Below are 21,339 nucleotides of genomic sequence, written 5' to 3' on the forward strand. Positions count from 1 at the left end.
GCCAAGCGAATGTCCACAAACAGCCATTTCTTCAGCAATCGAACGGGGATGCGCCTGCACTATCTGTCCTGGGGCAGCCCGTCAGGCATCCCGGTGGTGCTGCTCCATGGGCTGCGATCCTATGCCCAGACCTGGCAAGCCCTGGCCGATGCGTTGGGTGAGCACTATTGTTGTTATGCCCTGGACCAGCGCGGTCGTGGACACAGTGAGTGGGCGCCTGCCAGCACCTACCGGACCGAGGCCTACGTCAGCGATCTGGAAGACCTGGTGGCACACCTGGGGTTGCAGCAGTTTGTCCTGGTGGGGCACTCCCTCGGTGGTACCAATGCGCTGGAGTATGCCCGGCTTAACCCGGGGCGGCTCCAGGCGCTGGTGATCGAGGACATCGGCCCCGGTTCCTCGATCAGCGGCGACGGTGCCGAGCGCATTCGCCGCGAGATGAGCGACACGCCCCTGTGTTTTCCCGACTGGGAAAGTGCCGCTCAGTTCTGGCAAAAGGCGCGTCCGGGGCTGTCCCTGGAAGCGCTGGCGTCCAGGTTGACGTATTCCATGAAAGAAACCCTCGAAGGCATCGAGTGGCGTCACGATCAACAGGGCATTGCCCAGGCGCGCCTGAGTATCACACCGACGGACCTGTGGCCGGCGGTGCGGGCGCTGGATTGTCCGACGCTGTTCATCCGTGGCGGGCGCTCCGACTTTCTTCCGGCGGCGACCCTGGAGGCGATGAAGGTCGCCAATCCGCGGGTGCACACCACGGAGATCGCCGACGCCAGTCATTACGTCCATGATGACCAGGGAACGGCGTTCAACCGTGTCGTCAGGGACTACTTGCACGGCCAACACCTACAACCACAACAACGAAGCGGTGAAGCGTGATGAAGCAGGACAAAACCCAGGTGGTCATCGTGGGCGGAGGCCCGAACGGGATCACCGCCGCGCATTACATGGGGCTGTACGGCATCGACTGCGTCGTCCTCGAGCTGGCGGACGGCATACTGCCGTATCCCCGAGCGGTGGGCATGGATGATGAGGCGCTGCGTGTGTTGCAGGGCATCGACATCGCCGAGCTGGCTACGCGGGACATGATCTGCAACGTGCCCTTGCGCTACTACAACGCCCGCGGCGTGTGCTTTGCCGAAGTCAAGCCGAGCACCGCCCACTATGGCTGGCCGATGCGTAATATCTTCATGCAGCAGTTGCTGGAAGGGACGCTGCGCGAACAACTGGGCCGGCATCCGGGCGTCGAGTTGCGCCAGGGGCACGAAATGCTCGATCTGGAGCAGGATGCGCAAGGGGTGACGTTGCAGGTGCGCGATGCCCAGGGCGAGCTGTACCAGTTGCAGGCGCAATACGTGATCGGCGCCGATGGCGGGCGTTCCAGCGTGCGCAAGAAACTCGGCATCGAATTGCTGGGCCTGACCCATCCGCGCAAATGGGTGGTGGTCGATACGGCCAACGACACCCTGGATGCGCCCTATACGGCCTTGCATGCCGATCCTCAACGGCCCTTCGTCTGCATCTACCTGCCGTATCAGCAACGCCGCTGGGAGTTCATGCTCCTGGAGGGCGAAGATGAAAACACGATGTGCGAGGAAGCGACCATCCGCGAGCTGATCCGCGGGCACATCGGCAATGCTGTCGATCAACTGGAAATCATCCGCATCCGCGCCTACACCCATAACTCCCGGGTCGCGGCGCGGTTTGTCGAGGGGCGCGTGGCACTGGTGGGGGATGCGGCGCACATTTCCCCGCCGTGGGCCGGGCAGGGGCTCAACTCGGGCCTGCGGGATGTCGCGAACATCGCCTGGAAAATCGCCGCCATCATCCAGGGACGCGCCTCGGCATCGATTCTGGCGAGTTATGATCAGGAGCGGCGCGGGCATGCGACCGACCTCATTGCCCTGGCCGACAACATGGGCGCGGTGCTGGGCCTGACCAATCCGCTGATGGCGGGCGTGCGGGACTGGCTGTTCCAGGCCGTCAACAGCGTCGACAACCTGCGCTCGCACTTGCTGGAATTCAAGTTCAAACCCAAGGCGACCATTACCAAGGGCCTGGTGCATCACGAACGTGCGGAACTGCACGAAGATGACCTCGTAGGGCAGTTGTTCATCCAACCGACCATCGAAGATGAGCAAGGCCAGCGACGGCGTCTGGACGAGGTGCTGGGCCACTCCTATGCGGTGCTGGGCTATCGGGTCAATCCGAGCGAGCCCCTCAGCGAGGAAACTAGGGCCTACTGGGCGCGCTGGGACACCCGCTTCATTCAGATCAACCGTTCCCGTAGCGGAAAAGGCCGTAACCAACCGTTGTCCGCCCCCCAAGCCATCTGCGTCGAGGACGTCGATAACCGTCTCGGAGAATGGTTTGCCAAGGTGCGGGATTGCGTCGTGGTGGTGCGGCCGGACCGCTTCGTTGCCGCAATTACCACGCCTGAGCGACTGGACGGCGTACTGCGCAAACTGGCGGAGCAACTCTCATGAAGCAGTGGGATGAACTGCTGGGCCAGCTCCACCAGGCAACAGTGTCGGCGCAGGCGCTGCCGGCCTTGCGCCCCGAGGCGTTCGACCTGCCGACAGGCTACGCCATGCAGCGCGAAGCGTTGCATCAGCGTCAGGCCCGTGGCGAGCAACTGAGCGGCTGGAAGGTGGCCTTCGCTGGTAGCGCAGCGCAGAAGCGGATGGGTATCGACGAACCAGTGCTGGGTGCCCTTACCGACGCCATGGTTGTCGAGCCAGGCCGTTCGGTGGACCTGGCGAGTCTGATCCAGCCCAAGCTGGAGATCGAGCTGGCGTGTTTCCTGGGGCGCACCCTGGAGCCGGGCGAGCACAGCGACGAGGAAATCCTGGCCTGTGTCTCAGCGGTCGCCCCGGCCTTCGAGATCGCCGATTGTCGATGGCAGGGCTGGAGCTTCGGCGTCGGGGCGTTTCTGGCCGACAACGCGGCGGCGGCGTTGTACTGCGTGGGCCCGTGCATTGAGTTCGAGCCGGGCCAGATGCCCCATCTGAGCTATTGCCTGGAACGAGACGGGGTGGCCTGCGGTAGCGGTGATACCCACGCGCGGGAAGACACACCCCAGGTCAATCTCTGCTGGCTGATCCGGCGATTGCTGGCGGACGGGCAGCACCTTGAAGCGGGACAGGTCGTACTGTCCGGCGCATTGCTGCCGCCGATGGACATCCTGCCCGCCGAGTACCGTCTGCACATGCTTGGCACGGAACTGGCTTTGATTTTCCAGGCCGGCGCTGGCGCCCCGTAGACCCTTTCGCTGTCATGGACGATCGAGCACCTTATGAACGGCCGGTAGAAAAAATGCCGGCCAGCGAGGAACACTGATCATGCTCGCCGAAGTCCGTACCTTCAATGATCCTCAACAGCATGCCGGTTCGATCCTGGGCTGGCAGCAGGTCTATGACCAACTTGGTCGCGGCTGTCTTTCCAGTGAGCTGCAGCACATTTGCGCCGAGCGCTTTCAGATCTTCCAGGAAGTGCTGGACAAACGCGTTGTGCAGCGCGGCTGCGCGCCAAAGGGACGCCTGTGCATTGCCATGTCGCTGGGCAGCGCCCCGGTGGTCCAGGGGCATCAGGTCGACGCTCACAACGTGGTGCTGTTGCGCGATGAAGAAGACTTTGTCTTGCATGCCCCGCAAGGGACGCGCTTCTTCGCGATCAATGTCGACATGGTGCGGTTCGCCAGGCTGGCGGCCTATGAATTGCCAGAGGACCAGCTCAAGCGCTTGAAAAACGTCTCCCAGGTCAGCGTGGATGAAGCGGTCCTGCTGCGGGTACAACAGAGCATTCATCCGCTGTTTCGTCACCTTTTGGCACAGGCAGACGCAGTGAATCCGGCCTCGGAAAAAATGCTCGAGGACGTCCTGCTCAACGCCTTCCTCGATCTGTTCAGCCATGCCTCGGACGAAGTCCGGGGTCGGCGCGGTAACTTTGCGGTCAGCGCCTATCTGGTCAAGCGCTGCCAGGAGCTGGTCGGCGACAGCGGTGATACATCACTGAGCATTCTCGATTTGTGCGAGCAACTGCGGGTCAGCCGCAGGACCCTGCAAAACAGCTTCCAGGCAGTGACCGGGATACGTCCGGTCGAATATCTGCGCAACCTGAGGCTCAATGCAGTACGGCGGCGTTTGATCAGCACCCAGGCAAACACGCAGAACGTCGGTGAGATCGCCGTGGCGATGGGATTCTTTCACCTGAGCCACTTCGCTACGCATTACAAGGAGCTATTCGGTGAGTCGCCCTCGGAGACGCCCAGGGCCGGAAGGTGATGGTCGGCTAGCGCTTTGCACATAAAGGCGTGGACGTCTTGCGCCCACGCCTTATCCAGTCAAATCATGCGACGCAGCACGTCTTTTCGAGGATCACGGTCGAGGAACCGGTGCTTGAGGGCGCCCGCAATGTGCAGCAGGATCAGGCCAAGCAGGGTATACGCGAGGACTTTGTGCAGCCATTGGAACACGACGAACCAATCGTCATTTTTCGACAGGAGCTCCGGTAGGTTGACCCCGAAAAAGAACACCCCGTCGCTCATGGTGTAAGTGCTGGACATGGAGTAACCCATCAACGGCACGATCACGAGCAGCCCATACATGGCCCGTTGCACAAGGTTTGACATCACCTGTTCAGGCCCGGTCAGCGTGTGCAGCGGCTTCGGCAACCTGGGCGTCATGTAGCGCAGGGCGATCTGAACCAGCACGACCAGGAACGTCAACACCCCGAAGGATTTGTGCCAGGGGTAATAGAGCTCGTACTTGCTTGCCACTTCGTCATTCATCCCGGTCATATGCCAGCCTGCCCAGAGGAGGCCGGCTACGAGCACGGCGCGTACCCAGTGCAACAGCAGCAGGGACGTCGGATACCGATCAATTATCTCTTGATTTGTGGTGTTCATCGCAGTCGCCTCATCAATCGTCAAAAACATCAGGTATGCACTTCTGAACGTCCACCCCCGGCGCCTCACAAGGTTTGGAGGGTGGTTCGTTCAATGCACTATCGTTTTCAGGCAGGCAGCAGCACGGTGATGACCTTTTCCTCGGTGTAGGCCAGTGCGCCGCCAAACCCTCCTTCACGGCCAATACCGCTGTCCTTGACGCCGCCCCAGGGCAGGTTGGCATCCAGCGGGCTCCAGCAGTTGACGCCCACGGCACCGACCTTCACCGCGGCGGCGACGCGGTGCGCTCGCACCAGGTCGTTCGTCCACACCGTGGCCGCCAGGCCATAGGTGGAGTCATTGGCCAGCGCGACAGCTTCATCTTCAGTGTCGAAGGCGATCACCGTGCCGACCGGACCGAAAATCTCGTCCTGGGCGATTGCCATGTCATTGCGGGCATTGGCGAAGATCGTCGGCCGCACGAACCAGCCTTGCTCAGGGTTCGATACTCCGCCGGCCAGCAGCGTAGCGCCTTGTTCGATGCCCAGTTGAATGTAGCGGTTGACCCGATCGAACTGCGCCTTCTTGGCCACCGGTCCCATCTGCACATCGGGCTGCCGGGGATCACCCACTTTGACGGCAGACGCGGCATTGGCAAGCGCGGCGGCGAAGCGCTCTGCGAGGCTGCGTTGGACCAGGATGCGTGAGCCGGCGGCACAGACCTGGCCCTGGTTGGCGAACAGGCCGAGGGTACAACCAAACAGCGCATCGTCGAAGGGGGCGTCGTCGAAGACAATCTGTGGGCTCTTACCGCCCAGTTCCAAAGCCACGCGCTTGAACAGCACACCGGCGGTGCGCTGGATCTCGCGTCCGGCCTCGGGGCTGCCGGTGAAGCTGATCTTGGCGACATCCGGGTGCTCGCACAGGGCGCGGCCGACTTCCTTGCCGTAGCCGGTGACCACGTTGATCACACCGTCGGGAAAGCCCGCTTCCTGGGCCAGGGCCGCCAGGTGCAGGGCCGACTGCGGTGTTTCTTCCGATGGCTTGATCACCACGGTGCAACCTGCCGCCAGCAACGCGGCGAGTTTCCAGACCGTAATCATCAGCGGTGAATTCCAAGGCACGATGGCCCCGACCACCCCCACCGGCTCGCGTACCGTGTATGAAAGGGTCCTGGTGCCAAAGTAGCCACCGGAGGGGATGGTGCGGCCTTCGAGCTGATTGGCCCAACCGGCGGCGGCACGCAGGTTGGCGAGCACGTTGGGGATATCCAGGCGACGCGGTTCGATCGGCGAGCGACCGATGGCGTCGGCATCCATGTCGGCGAGCAAGTCGGTGTCGCGCTCCACCAGGTCCGCCAGTTTCAGCAGCAACCGGCCACGCTGGGCGCCGTCGAGCTGGCTCCAGGCGCCACGTTCAAGCTGATTGCGGGCGGCCGCCACGGCACGGCTCACGTCCTCGGCCGTGCCGCGCGCGGCGCTGCCGTAGACCTGTTCCGTCACGGGGTTGATCAGGTTCGTTCGACGGCCGTCGGAGGCCTCGAAGGAGCCGCCTTCGATGAAGTGATTCAGATGCTGTGTCATGTTTGGATCCACGAATGTTGTGCAATGGTCAGGTAGACCCGTTTCATGCCTTGAGGGAGGCCAGGGCGTCGCCGAAGATGTCCAGCGCCTTGAAGAACAGCGAGCGCGAGATCGTCAGCGAGGGCATGACACGCATCACGTTGCTGTAGCGACCGCAGGGAATCATCAGCACGCCGTGGTTCAGCAGGTAACCCATGAGTTGGCCGATCCTGGCGCCTTCCAGAGGGGCCTTGGTGGCCGGGTCTTCCACCAGTTCGATGCCGATCATCAGGCCGCGCCCGCGCACTTCACCCACGAACGGGCTCTTGAAGCCACGGATCCGCTCTTGCGCCTCCAGCCCCAGGGTGTGCGCACGGTTGAGCAGGTCGAGCTCCGGATCCTGCAGGATGCTGATATTGGTCAGCGCCACGGCGGCGGACAACGAGTTGGCAGCGAAGGTATTGGGCACCGAGCCGTCAGGAATCGCGGCAGCCAGGTCCGAGCGCATGATCAGGCCCGCCATGGGCAGGTCGCTGCCGATACCTTTGCCAAAAGTGAGCATGTCAGGCTTCACGCCCGAGTGCTCGACCGCCCACATCTTGCCGGTACGCCCGGCGCCAGACTGCACTTCGTCGACGATCAGCAGCGCGCCGCTGCGGTCGCAGGCCTTGCGCAGGAGCTGCAGGAACTCAGGCGAGGGCGGCACGTAGCCGCCTTCGCCCTGCACCGGCTCGACGATCACGGCGGCCACGTCATCGGCGGCGGTGTAGGGGGTGTTCAGCAGGTAGTCGACGTAGTCGCCGGCGATCTGCTCGGCGCTTTTATGGGTGGTGTCGAAGGGGAAACGATAGGCGTAAGGGTAGGGCGCGTGAATGACACCGCCCATCATGGCGCCATAGCCCTTGCGGTAGGCCGTACCTGTCGTCAGCGCGCCCGATGCGTTCCACACGCCGTGGTAGCCTCCGTGGAAGGCAATGATCTGGTGTCGCCCGGTGATGCGCTTGGCGAACTTGACCGCGGCCTCCAATGCATCGCTGCCGCTTTGGGTAAAGAAGGTGGTGCAATCGCCGCGCAAGCCATCGGGCGCGATCTCGGATATCTTGGCTGCCAGCTCGGTGCGTCGGGTGCTGTTGACTTCCAGGGCGTGCATCAACACTTCGGACTGTTCACGGATGGCCTGCACCACTTTCGGGTGGCAGCGGCCTACGCTGCTGACGCCCACGCCGGCGGACAGGTCGATGTAGGTGTTGCCGTCCGGGTCCTTGAAGGTCGCGCCGAACGCCCGGTCCATGGCCACCGGCATGCGTCCACCGCCGCGGGCCATGGACTCGGTACGCGCCGACAGCGCCAGGGCCTCGCGGGTCATTGGACCGGGGAGGGTGCTCGAAATAATCCGCGGGGCATCCGCGAAGTGGAGGGATTCAAGTTTGGCTTCACTCATGACGGTCTCTCTGGATGTCGGTTGGAGTGGGCCGATCATCTCTAGCGTGCGTCTCCAGGCGGTAGCCCGAATCGGCACATGGGTGAACCGCGCTGAAGGTGGCAAGTGATATTCCGTTATGGAATTTTGCTTAATTCCTTTATTTTGCGAATATCGGCAAATAAGTAAGGATAAAAACAATAATATTTGAGAGGCTTTCTCATATTATGAGAAATATCCATGTAAACCACTTTCGCGACGTTCAGCTCCATGCCGCTACCGTCCAGGAGTGGAGTCAAGACTACAGTCAGCTCACCGCCGGTTCGGCCGAGAGTACGCTCATGCAGTTGACCACTGCCCATTGCCACATCTTTCGCGAGCAGATCAATCAGCGTGTCGTGCAGCACGGCGTGGCCCCTCGGGGCAAAATGTGCTTCGCGGTGCCGATCAACGTCCCAGGTGCGATTCGGATGCAAGGGCGTGAGGTGGATGACAGCAGCCTGTTCTTTCTTCACGGTGGCGAAGAGTTCATGTTCCATATGCCGATGGGCATGGAACTGCTGTCCATTACCTTCGAGCGTGAATTGTTCGAGCAGGCGCTGGCGCAAACGGCTTCGGCAAAGGAAATCAGCCAGTTGCTGCGTCAACCGGTGATCAGGGTTTCCACCTCACACTTTGCACAGGCGCGTCGTCGATTGCTGGCGTTATTCTCCCAGGCCCTGGCGAGCGAAGAGCTCGACAATGTATGGGAACAGGAATTGGAACAGGCCATGCTCGGCGAAATGCTGCAGCTCATGACCGATCCGGCCTGCGACAAGTACCAGCGCACCACAAGCTCCACCCGCAGCTTTATCGTCGAGAAATGCCACCGCCTGACCACCGCTGAAATGAACAACGTGCCCAGCGTGGACGAATTGTGCCAGCGACTCCAGGTGAGTCGGCGTACCGTGCAGAACAGCTTTCGTGCGGTGGCCGAGACGACGCCGCTGAACTACCTGCGTTCCGTCAGGCTCAATGGCGTGCGCCGCACCTTGATGTCCACCCAGGCGTCGCATCTCTCGATCGGCGATGCCGCGGCCCAATGGGGCTTCTATCACCTCAGCCACTTCGCGGCGCAATACCAGGAGCTGTTCGCAGAGCTGCCGTCCCATACCAAGCGCGCAACCATTCCCGATTGCGTCCTTGCCTGAGCGCGCATTCAAGTCCCACAACAACCCCTTTGGCGAGGAGATAAATTCCCTCGCCACAGTATTGAAAGGCATGTCCGGGATTTTCATGGGAAGCGCTGTCTGATGACCGATTTGGGTTAGTGGGACGTTGATGGGCAGGCATAGGATCGCTCCAGCATGTGAACACAAGCCATTCGGTGCCGGTGAGTGGATGACTGCATCGATCCTACAGCGACTGCCTCATACAATAAGGTCAAGAACATGAGTGTACTTATGCCGGTCAACAGCTCCACGGAGCTCAAGCGTGGCGCCCTGGGTGTGGGCTTCATCATCTTCTTCGTGGTGTCGGCGGCGAGTCCGCTGAGTGTCATCGCCGGTGGCTTTCCCATCGGCATCATGCTGGGTAACGGCGCCGGTACGCCGGCGTTGCTGATTCTGGCCTTGGCGGTTTTGCTGATGTTCTCGGTGGGTTACACCACCATGTCCCGGCACGTCACCAATGCCGGTGGCTTCTATGCGTTCAGCTCCCGGGGCCTGGGTGGGCTGGCGGGTGGCGCGGCAGGGGTGTTGGCGATGTTTGCCTACAACATCCTCCAGGTGGGGCTGTACGGCATGTTCGGTGGTGTAGTCAGTGGGACCATGGCCAGCGTCTTCGGTCTGGTGTTGCCTTGGTGGTCCTACTCGCTGATGGCGATGGCCAGCGTCGCGATTCTGGGTTATCGCAAAATCGATCTGTCCGCCCGGGTACTGTCGGTCATTGTGATTGCCGAGTACCTGGCGATTCTGGCGCTGGATTTCGCCATTCTGAAATCCGGTGGTGACAGCGGAATCAATCTCGACGCGTTTGATCGCAGCCATGTGCTCAGCGGCACACCCTCGATCGGCTTGCTGTTCTGCTTCGCGGCGTTCATCGGCTTCGAGGCCACCACTATTTATGGCGAAGAGGCCAGGAACCCGCAACGGACCATCCCGGTTGCCACCTACTGCTCGGTATTGCTGATCGGTGGGTTCTACGCGCTGTCGGTCTGGTCGATGGTGGTGGGGGTGGGCGCGGACAAGATCGTGCCGATGCTGCAGGCGTTGCAGGACCCCACGACCTTTATCTACGGTATGTCCGATCACTTTGTCGGCCCGTACCTGACCCAGATTATCCGGGTGCTGTTCATGGTCAGTATCTATGCCGGGCTGCTGGCCTTTCATAACGCAGCCGCCCGTTATTTCTATGCCATCGGACGTGACGGCTTGTTGCCGCGCCAGTTGGGGACGACTCATCGCGTCCACCAGAGCCCTCATATGGGGTCGGCGCTGCAAAGCCTGATCTCCGCCGTGGTCGTGTTGATTTTCGCCGCCATGGATGCCGATCCGATCCTGCAACTGTTTGCCTGGCTGTCCAACCTTGCGACGCTTTGCGTGATCTTGCTGATGGCGCTGACTTCCGCAGCGGTATGTGCCTTTTCCCGCCGCCACCCAGAGCTCAAGCTGGGAGTCTGGCGTGGCCGGATCTTCCCCGGTTTCTCTTGCCTTGCGCTATTGGCGGTCATGGTTATCGCGGTGATGCATTTCGATGTGCTGACAGGCGCCAGCCAGGCCTTGTCGTACGGTCTCTGCGCGATCATTCCCGCGGCCCTGCTGGCTGGCGTGTATCTGGCGGCTCGACTTCGCAAGGTATCGCCGGAGCGCTATCTGGCATTGGGGAGTCACAAGCTTTAGGCGTCGAGCCGTTGCATGGGGAACGGTGCCGTCGCCTTACCGTGATGGGAAACGTGCATCCGGTTTGGCTGAAGGCGCGGTCAATTCAGCTTATATCAATGCGCTAGCTGCCGGACGCAGCGTGATGGAGGTCATGGACGGCATGCTCGTTGAGACGACTGCTGATGGTAACCACAAGGTTATTCGAGTGGCCAAGCCCAGGCATAAAGTGACCTCGGGCAGCATTATCAAGGTGCATTGCAGCTCATGACCGTCCCTCGGTTGAGGATGTTTGCCGGTCCTCCTACTCGATGCGTGACGCTTTACTCGGCATTGAAAAAAGTGACGTATCAACTTCCCCCATGACGATGCACCAGAAGCTCCTGGATTTGGCTCCAGGTGATGTTGAACCTGGCCAGGAATTTTCGGATTCGATCGGAATCATTACTCGAGGCCTTGGCTGATCGGCTCTGTGAAAAAAGCTTGCGACCGGCATCCGCCTGGCTTGACGCTGTGCTGCAGACCTTCAGGACCGACTCCAGTTGAAGGCGATCAAACAAGTCGATCTCAAGGCCGGCTTTTGCCAAGTGCTCGGACAGTGGGTCCGAGGTGGTTGGTATCCGCCAATCCAGGCGCAGTCGTTCCAGCTCGTCCTCCACCAGCGCCATGTCGATGCGGCCGCTATCAGCCAGTGTGGCCATGCGAGTGATCGAAGCAGAGAGCTGTCGGAAGTTTCCTGGCCAGGCGGCATTCCTGGTGGTAGCAAAGGACAGATATCGGCGCCGGGCTTCGGTGTTGAAGCGGACCATGTGGCCGTGGTCTCGGGCATACCGCTGCAGTTCGAAATCGATGTTCGGCTCGATGTCCTCGCTCCGGCCGGCGAGCCCGGGCAGCACAAAAGTCCAGACGTTGATTCTGGCCAACAGGTCTTCGCGAAACCGGCCTTCAACAACGCGTTCGTGCAGGTCTCGATTGGTGCCCGCTATCAGCGTGAAGCCAGACTCGACCTCCTTGTCAGACCCCATCGGCAAGAACCTCTTCTCCTCAATCGCTTTCAGGAGCATCGCCTGCTCGTCGAGCGGTAATTCTCCGATCTCGTCGAGGAACAAGACGCCCTTGTGAGCCGAGCGTAACAAGCCCTCACGAGCCTGTTGGGCGCCGGTGAACGCGCCTTTCGTATGGCCGAACAGCGTCGACATGGCAGTATCACCGCGCAACGTGGCGCAGTTCACTTCGACGAACGGCCCCTCGATCTGATGTCGACCCCGTTTGAGTTCGTAGATCTGTCGTGCGAGAAAAGACTTGCCTGCCCCGGTAGGGCCGCTGATCAGAATCGGCGCCCGGGATCGCACGGCGACCCGTTCGATCTGTTCTATCGTCCGGTTGAACGCCGCGTTGCGGGTCGCAATGCCGGACTTGAGCAGTTCTGTACCTTCCAGTCGCTCCGCTTGGAATCGCTTTGCGATCTGGTCGTAGCGCTGAAGATCGAGGTCGGTGATAACGTGTTTGCCTGCCGGCGCCGAGTCATCATCCCGCAAGCCACTTGGCTGTGTCTGGATCAGCCTGGCGGGGATATGCCGGGATTCGGCCAGCAGGAACCATACGATTTGCTGGACGTGGGTACCCGTTGTGATGTGAACGAGATAATCCTCACCCTCTGTGTCAAAGGGGTAGTCAGCTGCGAAGTCATGTAATGCGGCGTAAACCTCTTCGAAGTCCCAGGCGTTTCGCATCGCCATGGTGTGCAGGCGAACCTCGGTTTCTGGCGAGACTTGGGCAATATCAGCCGCCACTTTCAGGGCGAGATCGGTGTCCCGGCGCGCTTCACCGTGAATTAGTTCAAGGCGATCAATCACCAGGTCGGGCTGTTGGCAAAGCGAGGGGGTGGGACGCCATTTGTTGCAGCGCTGCTCCCCCTTGCCGACGCGGTCGAGCTTTGATCCAAGGATTCCAATGGCGACTGTCTTTTTGACCTGCATTGCTGAATATCTCAAAAGATAGGTAACGATAACTGAGTATATTTATCCGGTCTGATAGTGGACAGTGTCAACCTCTCGGAATCAACAGGGCTTTAACTAAAATCCTTTAGTATCAACTGGATAGAAGAAAAATAATCCGCCAGTCGTAGCGTTGGCATGCCGCTCGCTATAGGGCTCCAAACAGAAATCACAGGAGCGAAAAACAATGACCACTCAAACCTTCGAGCTGCTTGAAGTTGAAAACGGCAAGCCCATCAAAATGTGGACCCGGGGCGTCCCTGTTGAGCCAGAGGCCAAGCAGCAACTGATGAACACTGCGCAGATGCCGTTCGTGTTCAAGCACATGGCTGTCATGCCCGACGTTCATTTAGGCAAGGGCTCGACTATCGGGAGCGTGATTCCTACCAAGGGCGCGATCATTCCCGCCGCCGTCGGGGTCGACCTCGGTTGCGGGATGTCGGCTGTCCGCACCTCGCTGCGCGCCAGCGACCTTCCCGATCATCTGTTCGGCCTGCGTTCTGCAATCGAGAAGGCTGTTCCGCACGGACGCACCTCGGGGCATAGTGGTCGTGACAAAGGGGCCTGGGAAACCGCACCGGCGATCGTTGATCAGGCCTGGTCAGCACTTGAAGGGCGTTTCGACCTCATTACCCAAAAGCATCCTGGCCTTGAAAAATCCAACAACCGCAAACACCTCGGAACGCTGGGTACAGGTAACCACTTCGTCGAGGTGTGCCTGGACGAAGCCGAGCATGTGTGGGTGATGCTGCATACCGGTTCCCGTGGCGTAGGGAACATGATCGGTACCTATTTCATCGAGAAGGCCCGCGAGGAAATGCGCAGCCACAGGGTGAACCTGCCTGACCGGGACCTGGCCTACCTGCGGGAAGGAACATCCAGCTTCGATGACTACGTTGAGGCTGTTGAATGGGCCCAGGATTTTGCCAGGCAGAACCGCGCGGTCATGATGCTGGCGGTGCTGGATGCCGTGCGATCGGTTATCACCAAACCCTTTGAGTCGCGGCTGATCGCCGTCGACTGTCACCACAACTACGTGGAGCGGGGCACCTACTTCGGGGAGGACATTCTTCTCACCCGTAAAGGCGCCGTCTCGGCGCAGAAGGGGCAGATGGGGATTATTCCCGGGTCGATGGGCGCAAAGAGTTTCATCGTGCGCGGCCTGGGAAACGAGGAAGCCTTTTGCAGTTGTTCGCACGGTGCGGGTCGGGTGATGAGCCGTACCAAGGCGAAGGCGCTGTTCACGGTTGCGGACCAGGTGCGGGCGACCGCCCATGTCGAGTGCCGTAAGGATGCGGCGGTCATCGACGAGATCCCGATGGCTTACAAGGACATTGATGCGGTAATGGCGGCCCAGCGCGATCTGGTTGAAGTGGTCCATACCTTGCGCCAAGTCGTATGCGTGAAGGGGTGAGCCGATGAGCCAGGATCTGATTCTCATCGACGGCACCCATGGAGGAGGGCAGGTGCTTCGTACCGCCCTCAGCCTCTCCATGATCACCGGCCAGGCGTTCCGGATGACAGGGATACGCGGCAAGCGCTCCCGTCCCGGTTTGTTGCGCCAGCACCTGACCGCAGTACGGGCGGCGGCTGAGATCTGCGGCGCTGAGATCCATGGAGCGGAACTCAATTCGACAGCTATTGAGTTCCGTCCTGGGGCCGTGAAGGCTGGGGAATATTCGTTCGCGATCGGTACGGCGGGTAGCACGATGCTGGTATTGCAGACGCTGTTACCCGCACTGTTGCAAGCTCATGGGCCGAGTACAGTCCGGATTACAGGCGGAACCCATAATCCAGCGGCTCCGCCTTTCGATTTCATAGAGCAGGCGTGGCTGCCTTTGATCCGGCGCATGGGCGCACAAGTGGAGTTGGCGCTAATCAAGCATGGTTTTGTTCCCTGCGGAGGGGGGCAGATTGAAGCCACTATCCGACCTTCGACCCTCAAGCCACTGGAGCTGGACGGGGGGCAAGACCCCGTCACAATCGTTTCGGCTGGAGCGCTGGTTTCAGGCATTCCTGTCTCGATTGGGAATCGAGAACTCGATCGACTCTCGGCAAGGCTGAAGCTTGAGCGGCGCGAACTGTCTGTAACCGATCTGGGTGACCAGGCGGGACCCGGTAATGTGGTGTCGATCATTGCCACGAAAGCTGGCGTTACCGAGGTGTTCGCGAGCATCGGGCAAGAGCGTGAGCGCGCGGAGCAGGTAGCTGACGTGGCGGTAGACGAATTCACTGCGTGGGCTCAATCGAATGCAGCGGTTGGGCATCGCCTGGCGGATCAGTTGATGTTGCCGATGGCCATTGCCGGCGCTGGCAAACTGACAACGGAGCGCTTGAGCAATCACATCCGAATGAACGCCGCGGTGATCCAGCAGTTCATCGCTGTTGATGTGCGCCTCACTCAACTTTCCGAGCAGGGAAACGTTGCTGTCGAGCTTCATGCTCGCTAGGTTGTCAGGGCCGGCAAGCCTGGGCGCTTGCCTGTTTCACGGCCTCGCTCAGATGCGCATGCCATGGAATAGCAGGGTGGTGACGCGCCGCACCTGCAACGAGTGAGACTCGATATCCGGTTTGTCCTGACTCACCAGGCGCAACAGTTGCAGATGCGAGTAATCATTGAGCAGGAAGGCTGTGAGGTCTACATCCAGGTCTGCGCGCAATTTGCCGGCCTTCTGGAGATCCAGCAGCAGGTCGGCGATTGCCCCGCGTAAGGCATCGTTCATGACCCTGTAGCGCTGGGGCAGTCCAGTATCCCCACCGCTGAGAATCAGTGGCAGTAGTTCGCGCCATAAGCTTGCTGGCAGGACCTCCAGGGAATAGCCCGTCAACAGTTTTTCAAGGTGGCAAAGGGTGTCGACTGGATCCTCGATGTCGGGGATCAGTCTACGTGTGTCTCGCAGCGCGCGTTCGTCAGCTTCCTGGAGCATTTCCAGGAGTATCTCCTGCTTGCTGCCAAAGTACTTGAATACCGTGGGTGCCGAGACACCAGCCTGGCTGGCGATCTGCTCAATGGTGGTGTTCTGAAAGCCCTGTAGTTCGAACAGTTGAACGGCTGCCTGGCTGATAGCTTGGCGGCGTTGGGCTTTCTGGCGTTCTCGAAGTCCGCTCACGGTCATCCTCATCCAGCGTCAAAGGCGCAATCGGCATAGAGTGCCGGACTGTGGTCTGTTTTTCCAGATTTAAAAAATTTATTGACTAAAAAATAAATGAGGATTAATTATTTGCCTGCATCTGCTTTAACGCAGAGTCATTTTTTCAGGGACCAACCTGATGAATCAGAACACCGCGCCTTCACTGGCCAGTCTCTACGTGGAGACTCATGAGTCGTCCTCCGACACACGTACCGCACCCTCGCTGATGCAAGGTTTCCCACCTGAACCGCAATACAGAGTCACTTGGAAGAACTGGATGCAACCGCCGTTCAATCAATGGGGGTTTCGCAATCTGTCGCGTCTGCGGCCTTCCATCGATGTGCGGGCAGGAGGCGGAGCCGCCAGCCTGTTGAAACAGGCACCCCAAGCATTGGATGAGTTGCACTTCAACAGCGAGTGCGGCTTGAGCATCAGCGTGCTCGAGCATCTGGTGGCCAGCCAGACCGACGCCTTTGTGGTCCTGCAGGGCGACACCGTGCTGTTTGAGCGCTACTTCAACGGCCAGGAGCCCCAGGACCGGCATGTCATGTTCTCGGTCACCAAATCGTTGATCGGCACCCTGGGCGAACAGTTGGTCAGCGACGGTGTGCTGGATCCAGCGCTCCCCGCCGCCCACTACGTGCCGGAATTCAAAGGCAGCGCATACGCGGACGCAACCGTGCGTCAGTTGTTCGACATGGCCGTGGGCATCCACTACAGCGAGGTGTACGAGGACCCGGACTCAGAGAGTTCCCAGTACGGTTATGCCTGCGGTTTTCAACCGGCACCCACGCAGTACGCCCAGTTCGAGTCGCTGTACCAATTCCTGCCGTCGCTTCGAAAGCAGGGCGACCACGGCGGTTTCTTTCATTACGTGACGGCTACTACCGAAGCCCTGGCCTGGGTCATGGAGCGCGCCAGCGGCAAGGCCTGCCATCACCTGCTGGAAGATGTCTGGAGCCAACTGGGATGTGAGCGCGACGGCTACTTCATGGCCGACCCGTGGGGTCGCAGCGTGGCCGGTGCCGGTTTTAACGCCACCTTGCGCGACATGGCGCGTTTCGGGCGCCTGCTGGCCAATGACGGTTGTCACGACGGGCGCCAGTTGCTCTCGGCCGAGACGGTCGCTCGCATCGCCGCCGGCGCCGACCCGGCGATCTACGCCACATCCCCCGACTTTGAAGCCTGGACCCCCGGCGCCTCCTACCGCAGCCAGTGGTACGTCTTCAACGACCACAGCCAGGCGCTCATGGCCGGTGGCATTCACGGCCAATACCTGTTCATCGACAAGCCATCCGGCGTGGTGATCGTCAAGCAGTCTTCGCTGAATGAAGCCGTCGGCCCTTTCGATGCCGACAGCGTGCGCATGCTGCGTGCCATCGCGATGCATCTAAGCGACTGACGTCCTCCAACTACAAGAAATCGTGCGTTCCGTTCACCTGGCCCGGCCAGGTGTTGGCGACGCTTTGCGCCGCCATTCTGCCCTGTAACAACAATAACTCACACAGGAGCTTCACATGGTTACCAAGACGCGTCTGTCTCGTACGCTCTTAGCGTTCGGACTCCCCTTGACCACCCAGGCCGCGCTGGCGGGCTACACCTTCGAGGACGGCAACCTCAAGGGTGAAGTCAACGTCACCGCCGGCGGTGCGGCCATTTCCACGCGCAACGTCAACTTTGGCGCTGGCCGTGTCGACATGCGCAACCGCAAGAATGGCGGCAGCAAAATCGACTGGCAGGAGTTCTACGTCAAGCCCGGCGTCAAGCTGGAATACGCCCTGGAGCCGGACTTCAGCCTGCTGGCCGGCGGCTCGCTGGTCGGGGCGACGACCTTCGGTGATGGCGATGCCGGCGGTTTCACCCGCAGTTCCGATGGCGAGGTGGCCACCGAAGAACTCTACGGTGGTTTCCGGGCCGGAGAGTGGACATTCACCGCCGGCCGCCAGAACTACATGATCGGCACCGGCTTCATCGTCATGGACGGCAACCTCGACCAGCTCAAGGACGGCGCCTACTGGCTTGCGCCGAGAAGCGCCTTCAAGGATTCGGCGGTGCTGGCCTGGGAGCATGGCGCGCTGAAAACCCAGGCATTCACCTTGCGCACCGACGATGATCTGGGCGACTTCCGGATGACCGGGGCCAACCTGGATTACAACCTCGACGACCAGGTGACGCTGGGGGCCATGGCCATGAAGGTCAATTCCCTCGGCCCAAAGGGCGCCACGCCGCTGCGCCGGGACGGCATGCAGGTCTATAACCTGCGGGCGCTCAACGCCAAGGTGCCGGGCCTGCCGGCGCTGACACTCAATGCCGAATATGCGTTGCAACGCGGCAATGGCGAAGGCGTCGACTACGATGCCAAGGCCTGGTACGGGCAGGCGGACTACGCCTTCGATACCTTGCCGTTGACGCCGATCATCGGTTACCGCTACACAAGTTTTTCCGGTGACGACAACCTCGCGGACAATCGCCAGAAGTCCTGGGACCCGCTCAGCAAAGGCTATGTCGACTGGGGAACCTGGTTGGTGGGCGATGTCGTCGGCAACTACCTGCTGTTCAACAGCAACGAAAACGTTCAGCAGTTTTCCCTCAGGACCCACCTCAACGAAGCACTGACCCTGGGGGCGATCCACTATCAATTCTGGCTGGACGAAAAAAACTACATGGGGACTGCGGTCAGTGCGCGGCGTTTTGCCGATGAGAGTGTCGTTTTCCTTGATTGGGCACCTTCGAAAGCATTGTTGACGTCGCTGTCCTATAACTGGGTCAAGCCGATGGCAGCGGCCAAGCAGGTGTTTGGCGACGATCAGAAGTTCAGTGCGCTGGAATTCTCTTTTACCTATCGCTATTAAGTGTCGCGAGCCTTCGCGGCCGCGCAGGAGTGTTTCCTCATGAACAAGTTTTTGCGCAACACATTGCTGAGTGGCTTGGTTTCCTGCCTGGTCAGTGGCGCTGCCATGGCCGACGAGCGCACGGTGCGGATCTATAACTGGATCGAGTACTTGCCGCCGGAAATCCTGAAAAGCTTCCAGGAAGAGACCGGCATCCGCCCGATCTATGACGTTTTCGACAGTGTCGAGACCCTGCAGTCCAAGCTGCTGACCGGCAACTCCGGGTATGACGTGGTGTATCCGAGCAGCTCCAACGTCAGCCACCTGATCGCCGCCGGTGCCGTCCAGCCCCTCGATCGCAGCCAGTTGCCCAACTGGCAGCACCTGGACCCCGAGTTCATGAAGTCCCTGGAAGCCGTTGGTGACTCCGGTAACCGCTACGCCGTGCCGTATCTTTGGGGCACCACGTTGATTGGCTATAACGTCGACAAGGTTCGCAACGTGCTCGGCGCCGATGTGCAGATGAATACCTGGGACATTATTTTCAACGAAGAGAACCTGTCCAAACTGGCCAGTTGCGGGGTCGGCTTCCTGGATGCGGCCAACGAGATTGTCCCCATCGCCTTGCATTACAAGGGGCTCGACCCCAATAGCCAGAAGCGTGAGGACTATCCGCAGGCCCAGGCGGCGATGCTGAAGATTCGCCCCTACATCAACTACTTCAGTTCATCGCGCTACGGCATGGACCTGGCCAACGGCGATGTCTGCGTAGCCGTGGGTTGGTCCGGCGGCGTGGCGTTGGCCAAGCAACTGGCCGATGCCGCTGGCAAGGGCGTCAAGGTCGCGATGGCGTTGCCCAAGGAGGGCGCGCCGGTGTGGTCGGACGTGATGATGGTGCCGAGCAATGCTCCGCATACAAAAGAAGCCTATGAGTTCATCAACTACATCCTGCGCCCGGACGTGATCGCCCGGATCAGCAACAGGATCGGATACCCCAATCCGAACAAGGATGCCACCGCGCTGGTGGATGCCGAGATACGCAACAATCCCGCCATGTACATACCGGACGAGGCACGCAAGACGCTGTTCCCCCTGGAGCCGATGCCGGCGTCAGTTGAACGGATTCGCACGCGCACCTGGACCACAATCAAGACTCATCAGTAACTATCGTGCCCCGGTGCTTTTAGTGCCGGGTTACGGTTCGAGGGCGGGTTGCCCAGCAGTCCGCTCACCGACTGCCGGGTGCTCTATATCGACGAGCACTACTGGATAGGATGCCCTAGCTTGTATCGTAATTATGGGTGAGTTAAATCTATATTTGCTTTATTTAACGTATTGAAAAGCTCACCCATTCCTAAACCCTTCCTTGATCCACGTCGGTGCTTTCGACGGGTGTCTGCGGACGAATAACTGGCCATCGATATCGTCGTGCCCTGTTATCGAATGATTCTCGAAGACCGTAGGCCTACAGAAGGTACCCAAGCTCGCCATTCCAGCACAGACGGCGAGGGCATTGCCTTTTTCATTTCGACTGGAAGCTGCACCGGCTGCCCGGATGCTCTCCCACACCCCGCTGACCCTGCGCGGCATCAATCTCTGTCTTCCCTGGTACCCGCCGAGCCAATCGATTCAACGGCTCGCCTTATCGTTAATCGGCCCTGAAAAAAGTTTTATCGAGCCTGTTGACACCTTCTTTTCGCCGGTTCTAATCTGTATGCAGCAATGCGCACAAACGAACACACATAAAAACATGCAGTGAAAACCTCTTCTGCCTAAAACAACAATGTTACGGAGAGATTTAAAATGACTCGGTTCCTTACTCGCTCCATCCGCAGTGCAATTCTCGGTGCCACGGCCCTGGGTGCCACGCTCGCCCTGACGTCTGTCCAGGCCGCTGAATCCCAGATCTGGAAAGATGTGCAGAAAGCCGGTGTGCTGCGTTGCGGCGCGGCGGTGGCGGCGCCTTATGTGATGCGCGATGCCGCATCGGCCCAGTACAGCGGTTATTTCGTGGACCTGTGCCGTGACTTCGGCGAGAAGGTGCTCAAGGTCAAGGTCGAGTTCGTCGATACGGTCTGGGACAACCAGGTGGCAGGGTTGCAGAGCGGCAAGTGGGATTTGTCCATGGCCCTGAACCAGACGCCGGAACGCGCCTTGGCGGTGGCCTTCACCGTGCCGGCTACCGACTACCAGATCTCGCTGCTGGTCAACAAGGACAACCCCAAGCTGACCGGTGCCGGCACCGCGATTGCCGACTATGACAAGGCCGGCGTGACCATCGCCGTGATGTCCGGCAGTGCCGCGGACAAAGCGGTTTCGGCCCTGATCAAGCAAGCGACCATCGTGCGTCTGCCGGGTTCGGATGAAACCCGCCTGGCCCTGATGTCCAAGCGTGCCGATGTGCTGGCCGACGCCAGCGATACCAACCATCTGTTTGCCTTGGCCAACCCCGACTGGTCCAAGGAAGTCATGCCCAAGCCGGCCATTGCCAAGCAAGGGGTTTCCTTCGCTATCCGTCGCGACGTTTCACCCGCCGACCTCCAGGTGCTGAACATCTACCTGAGTCAGCGCCGCGAGGCGGGCGAGATCGATGCGCTGGTCGACAAGGCCTCCGCGCAGGTCAACGCCGCCAACAAAGCTCAGTAATCCCTGCTCAAT

General features: G+C 60.2%; 18 protein-coding genes. 13 read left to right on the forward strand and 5 right to left on the reverse strand.

What is annotated here, in order from left to right; genetic code table 11:
* The first annotated feature begins 9 nt into the window (after positions 1 to 9).
* The 4 genes from LOY67_RS11610 to LOY67_RS11625 all read left to right on the forward strand — a co-directional run bounded on the left by LOY67_RS11610 (position 10) and on the right by LOY67_RS11625 (position 4,280).
* The gene (locus LOY67_RS11610; protein WP_265067293.1) at positions 10 to 876 is read left to right on the forward strand and encodes an alpha/beta fold hydrolase; all 867 of its coding nucleotides are present in this window, start codon (positions 10 to 12) and stop codon (positions 874 to 876) included.
* A complete protein-coding gene (locus tag LOY67_RS11615; RefSeq protein WP_265067294.1) occupies positions 876 to 2,483 on the forward strand; it encodes a bifunctional 3-(3-hydroxy-phenyl)propionate/3-hydroxycinnamic acid hydroxylase in 1,608 nt (535 codons plus the stop codon). Before LOY67_RS11610 ends, LOY67_RS11615 begins: the two co-directional genes overlap by 1 nt.
* Positions 2,480 to 3,259, forward strand: a complete 780-nt coding sequence (locus LOY67_RS11620; protein ID WP_265067295.1) for a 2-keto-4-pentenoate hydratase — start codon at positions 2,480 to 2,482, stop codon at positions 3,257 to 3,259. The genes LOY67_RS11615 and LOY67_RS11620 overlap by 4 nt, the downstream gene beginning before the upstream one ends.
* Before the next feature lie 79 nt (positions 3,260 to 3,338).
* Positions 3,339 to 4,280, forward strand: a complete 942-nt coding sequence (locus LOY67_RS11625) for a helix-turn-helix domain-containing protein (protein WP_265067296.1) — start codon at positions 3,339 to 3,341, stop codon at positions 4,278 to 4,280.
* A gap of 59 nt (positions 4,281 to 4,339) precedes the next feature.
* Here LOY67_RS11625 and LOY67_RS11630 read toward each other — a convergent pair whose 3' ends face one another.
* The 3 genes from LOY67_RS11630 to LOY67_RS11640 form a co-directional block, all read right to left on the reverse strand.
* On the reverse strand, positions 4,340 to 4,903 hold the full coding sequence (locus tag LOY67_RS11630; RefSeq protein WP_265067753.1) for a cytochrome b: 564 nt from the start codon (positions 4,901 to 4,903) through the stop codon (positions 4,340 to 4,342).
* 107 nt (positions 4,904 to 5,010) lie between these two features.
* Entirely contained in the window at positions 5,011 to 6,465 is a 1,455-nt protein-coding gene (locus LOY67_RS11635) for an aldehyde dehydrogenase family protein (protein WP_265067297.1), read from the reverse strand.
* A gap of 43 nt (positions 6,466 to 6,508) precedes the next feature.
* Complete coding sequence (locus tag LOY67_RS11640; protein WP_265067298.1) at positions 6,509 to 7,885, reverse strand: aspartate aminotransferase family protein; 1,377 nt, start codon at positions 7,883 to 7,885, stop codon at positions 6,509 to 6,511.
* Positions 7,886 to 8,091: 206 nt separating this feature from the next.
* Here LOY67_RS11640 and LOY67_RS11645 point away from each other — a divergent pair, with 206 nt between their 5' ends.
* The 3 genes from LOY67_RS11645 (at position 8,092) to LOY67_RS11655 (ending at position 10,993) form a co-directional block, all read left to right on the forward strand.
* Positions 8,092 to 9,054 carry a helix-turn-helix domain-containing protein gene (locus LOY67_RS11645; RefSeq protein WP_265067299.1) on the forward strand — a complete coding sequence of 321 codons (963 nt, stop codon included), beginning with the start codon at positions 8,092 to 8,094 and terminating at the stop codon, positions 9,052 to 9,054.
* A gap of 240 nt (positions 9,055 to 9,294) precedes the next feature.
* Positions 9,295 to 10,743, forward strand: coding sequence for an APC family permease (locus LOY67_RS11650; RefSeq protein ID WP_265067300.1), 1,449 nt, complete (start codon positions 9,295 to 9,297; stop codon positions 10,741 to 10,743).
* A gap of 64 nt (positions 10,744 to 10,807) precedes the next feature.
* Positions 10,808 to 10,993, forward strand: a complete 186-nt coding sequence (locus LOY67_RS11655) for a hypothetical protein (RefSeq protein ID WP_265067301.1) — start codon at positions 10,808 to 10,810, stop codon at positions 10,991 to 10,993.
* Between the two features lie 79 nt (positions 10,994 to 11,072).
* Here the strand turns inward: LOY67_RS11655 and rtcR are convergent, their stop codons facing one another.
* Positions 11,073 to 12,701, reverse strand: coding sequence for an RNA repair transcriptional activator RtcR (gene rtcR / locus LOY67_RS11660; RefSeq protein ID WP_265067302.1), 1,629 nt, complete (start codon positions 12,699 to 12,701; stop codon positions 11,073 to 11,075).
* A 205-nt stretch (positions 12,702 to 12,906) separates the two neighbouring features.
* On the opposite strand from rtcR, the gene LOY67_RS11665 reads away from it, so the two are divergent.
* The gene (locus tag LOY67_RS11665) at positions 12,907 to 14,133 is read left to right on the forward strand and encodes an RtcB family protein (RefSeq protein WP_265067303.1); all 1,227 of its coding nucleotides are present in this window, start codon (positions 12,907 to 12,909) and stop codon (positions 14,131 to 14,133) included.
* A gap of 4 nt (positions 14,134 to 14,137) precedes the next feature.
* The gene (gene rtcA / locus LOY67_RS11670) at positions 14,138 to 15,169 is read left to right on the forward strand and encodes an RNA 3'-terminal phosphate cyclase (protein ID WP_265067304.1); all 1,032 of its coding nucleotides are present in this window, start codon (positions 14,138 to 14,140) and stop codon (positions 15,167 to 15,169) included.
* A gap of 48 nt (positions 15,170 to 15,217) precedes the next feature.
* On the opposite strand, the gene LOY67_RS11675 is transcribed toward rtcA, so the two are convergent.
* Complete coding sequence (locus LOY67_RS11675; protein WP_265067305.1) at positions 15,218 to 15,829, reverse strand: TetR/AcrR family transcriptional regulator; 612 nt, start codon at positions 15,827 to 15,829, stop codon at positions 15,218 to 15,220.
* A 160-nt stretch (positions 15,830 to 15,989) separates the two neighbouring features.
* On the opposite strand from LOY67_RS11675, the gene LOY67_RS11680 reads away from it, so the two are divergent.
* The 4 genes from LOY67_RS11680 to LOY67_RS11695 all read left to right on the forward strand — a co-directional run bounded on the left by LOY67_RS11680 (position 15,990) and on the right by LOY67_RS11695 (position 21,327).
* Positions 15,990 to 17,252, forward strand: coding sequence for a serine hydrolase domain-containing protein (locus LOY67_RS11680; RefSeq protein WP_265067306.1), 1,263 nt, complete (start codon positions 15,990 to 15,992; stop codon positions 17,250 to 17,252).
* A 115-nt stretch (positions 17,253 to 17,367) separates the two neighbouring features.
* Positions 17,368 to 18,702, forward strand: a complete 1,335-nt coding sequence (locus LOY67_RS11685; protein ID WP_265067307.1) for an alginate export family protein — start codon at positions 17,368 to 17,370, stop codon at positions 18,700 to 18,702.
* A 39-nt stretch (positions 18,703 to 18,741) separates the two neighbouring features.
* On the forward strand, positions 18,742 to 19,845 hold the full coding sequence (locus LOY67_RS11690; protein WP_265067308.1) for a polyamine ABC transporter substrate-binding protein: 1,104 nt from the start codon (positions 18,742 to 18,744) through the stop codon (positions 19,843 to 19,845).
* Between the two features lie 639 nt (positions 19,846 to 20,484).
* Positions 20,485 to 21,327 carry a substrate-binding periplasmic protein gene (locus LOY67_RS11695; protein ID WP_265067309.1) on the forward strand — a complete coding sequence of 281 codons (843 nt, stop codon included), beginning with the start codon at positions 20,485 to 20,487 and terminating at the stop codon, positions 21,325 to 21,327.
* Positions 21,328 to 21,339: the final 12 nt, after the last annotated feature.

It is taken from the genome of Pseudomonas sp. B21-056 (genome assembly GCF_026016325.1).
Lineage (GTDB): Bacteria > Pseudomonadota > Gammaproteobacteria > Pseudomonadales > Pseudomonadaceae > Aquipseudomonas.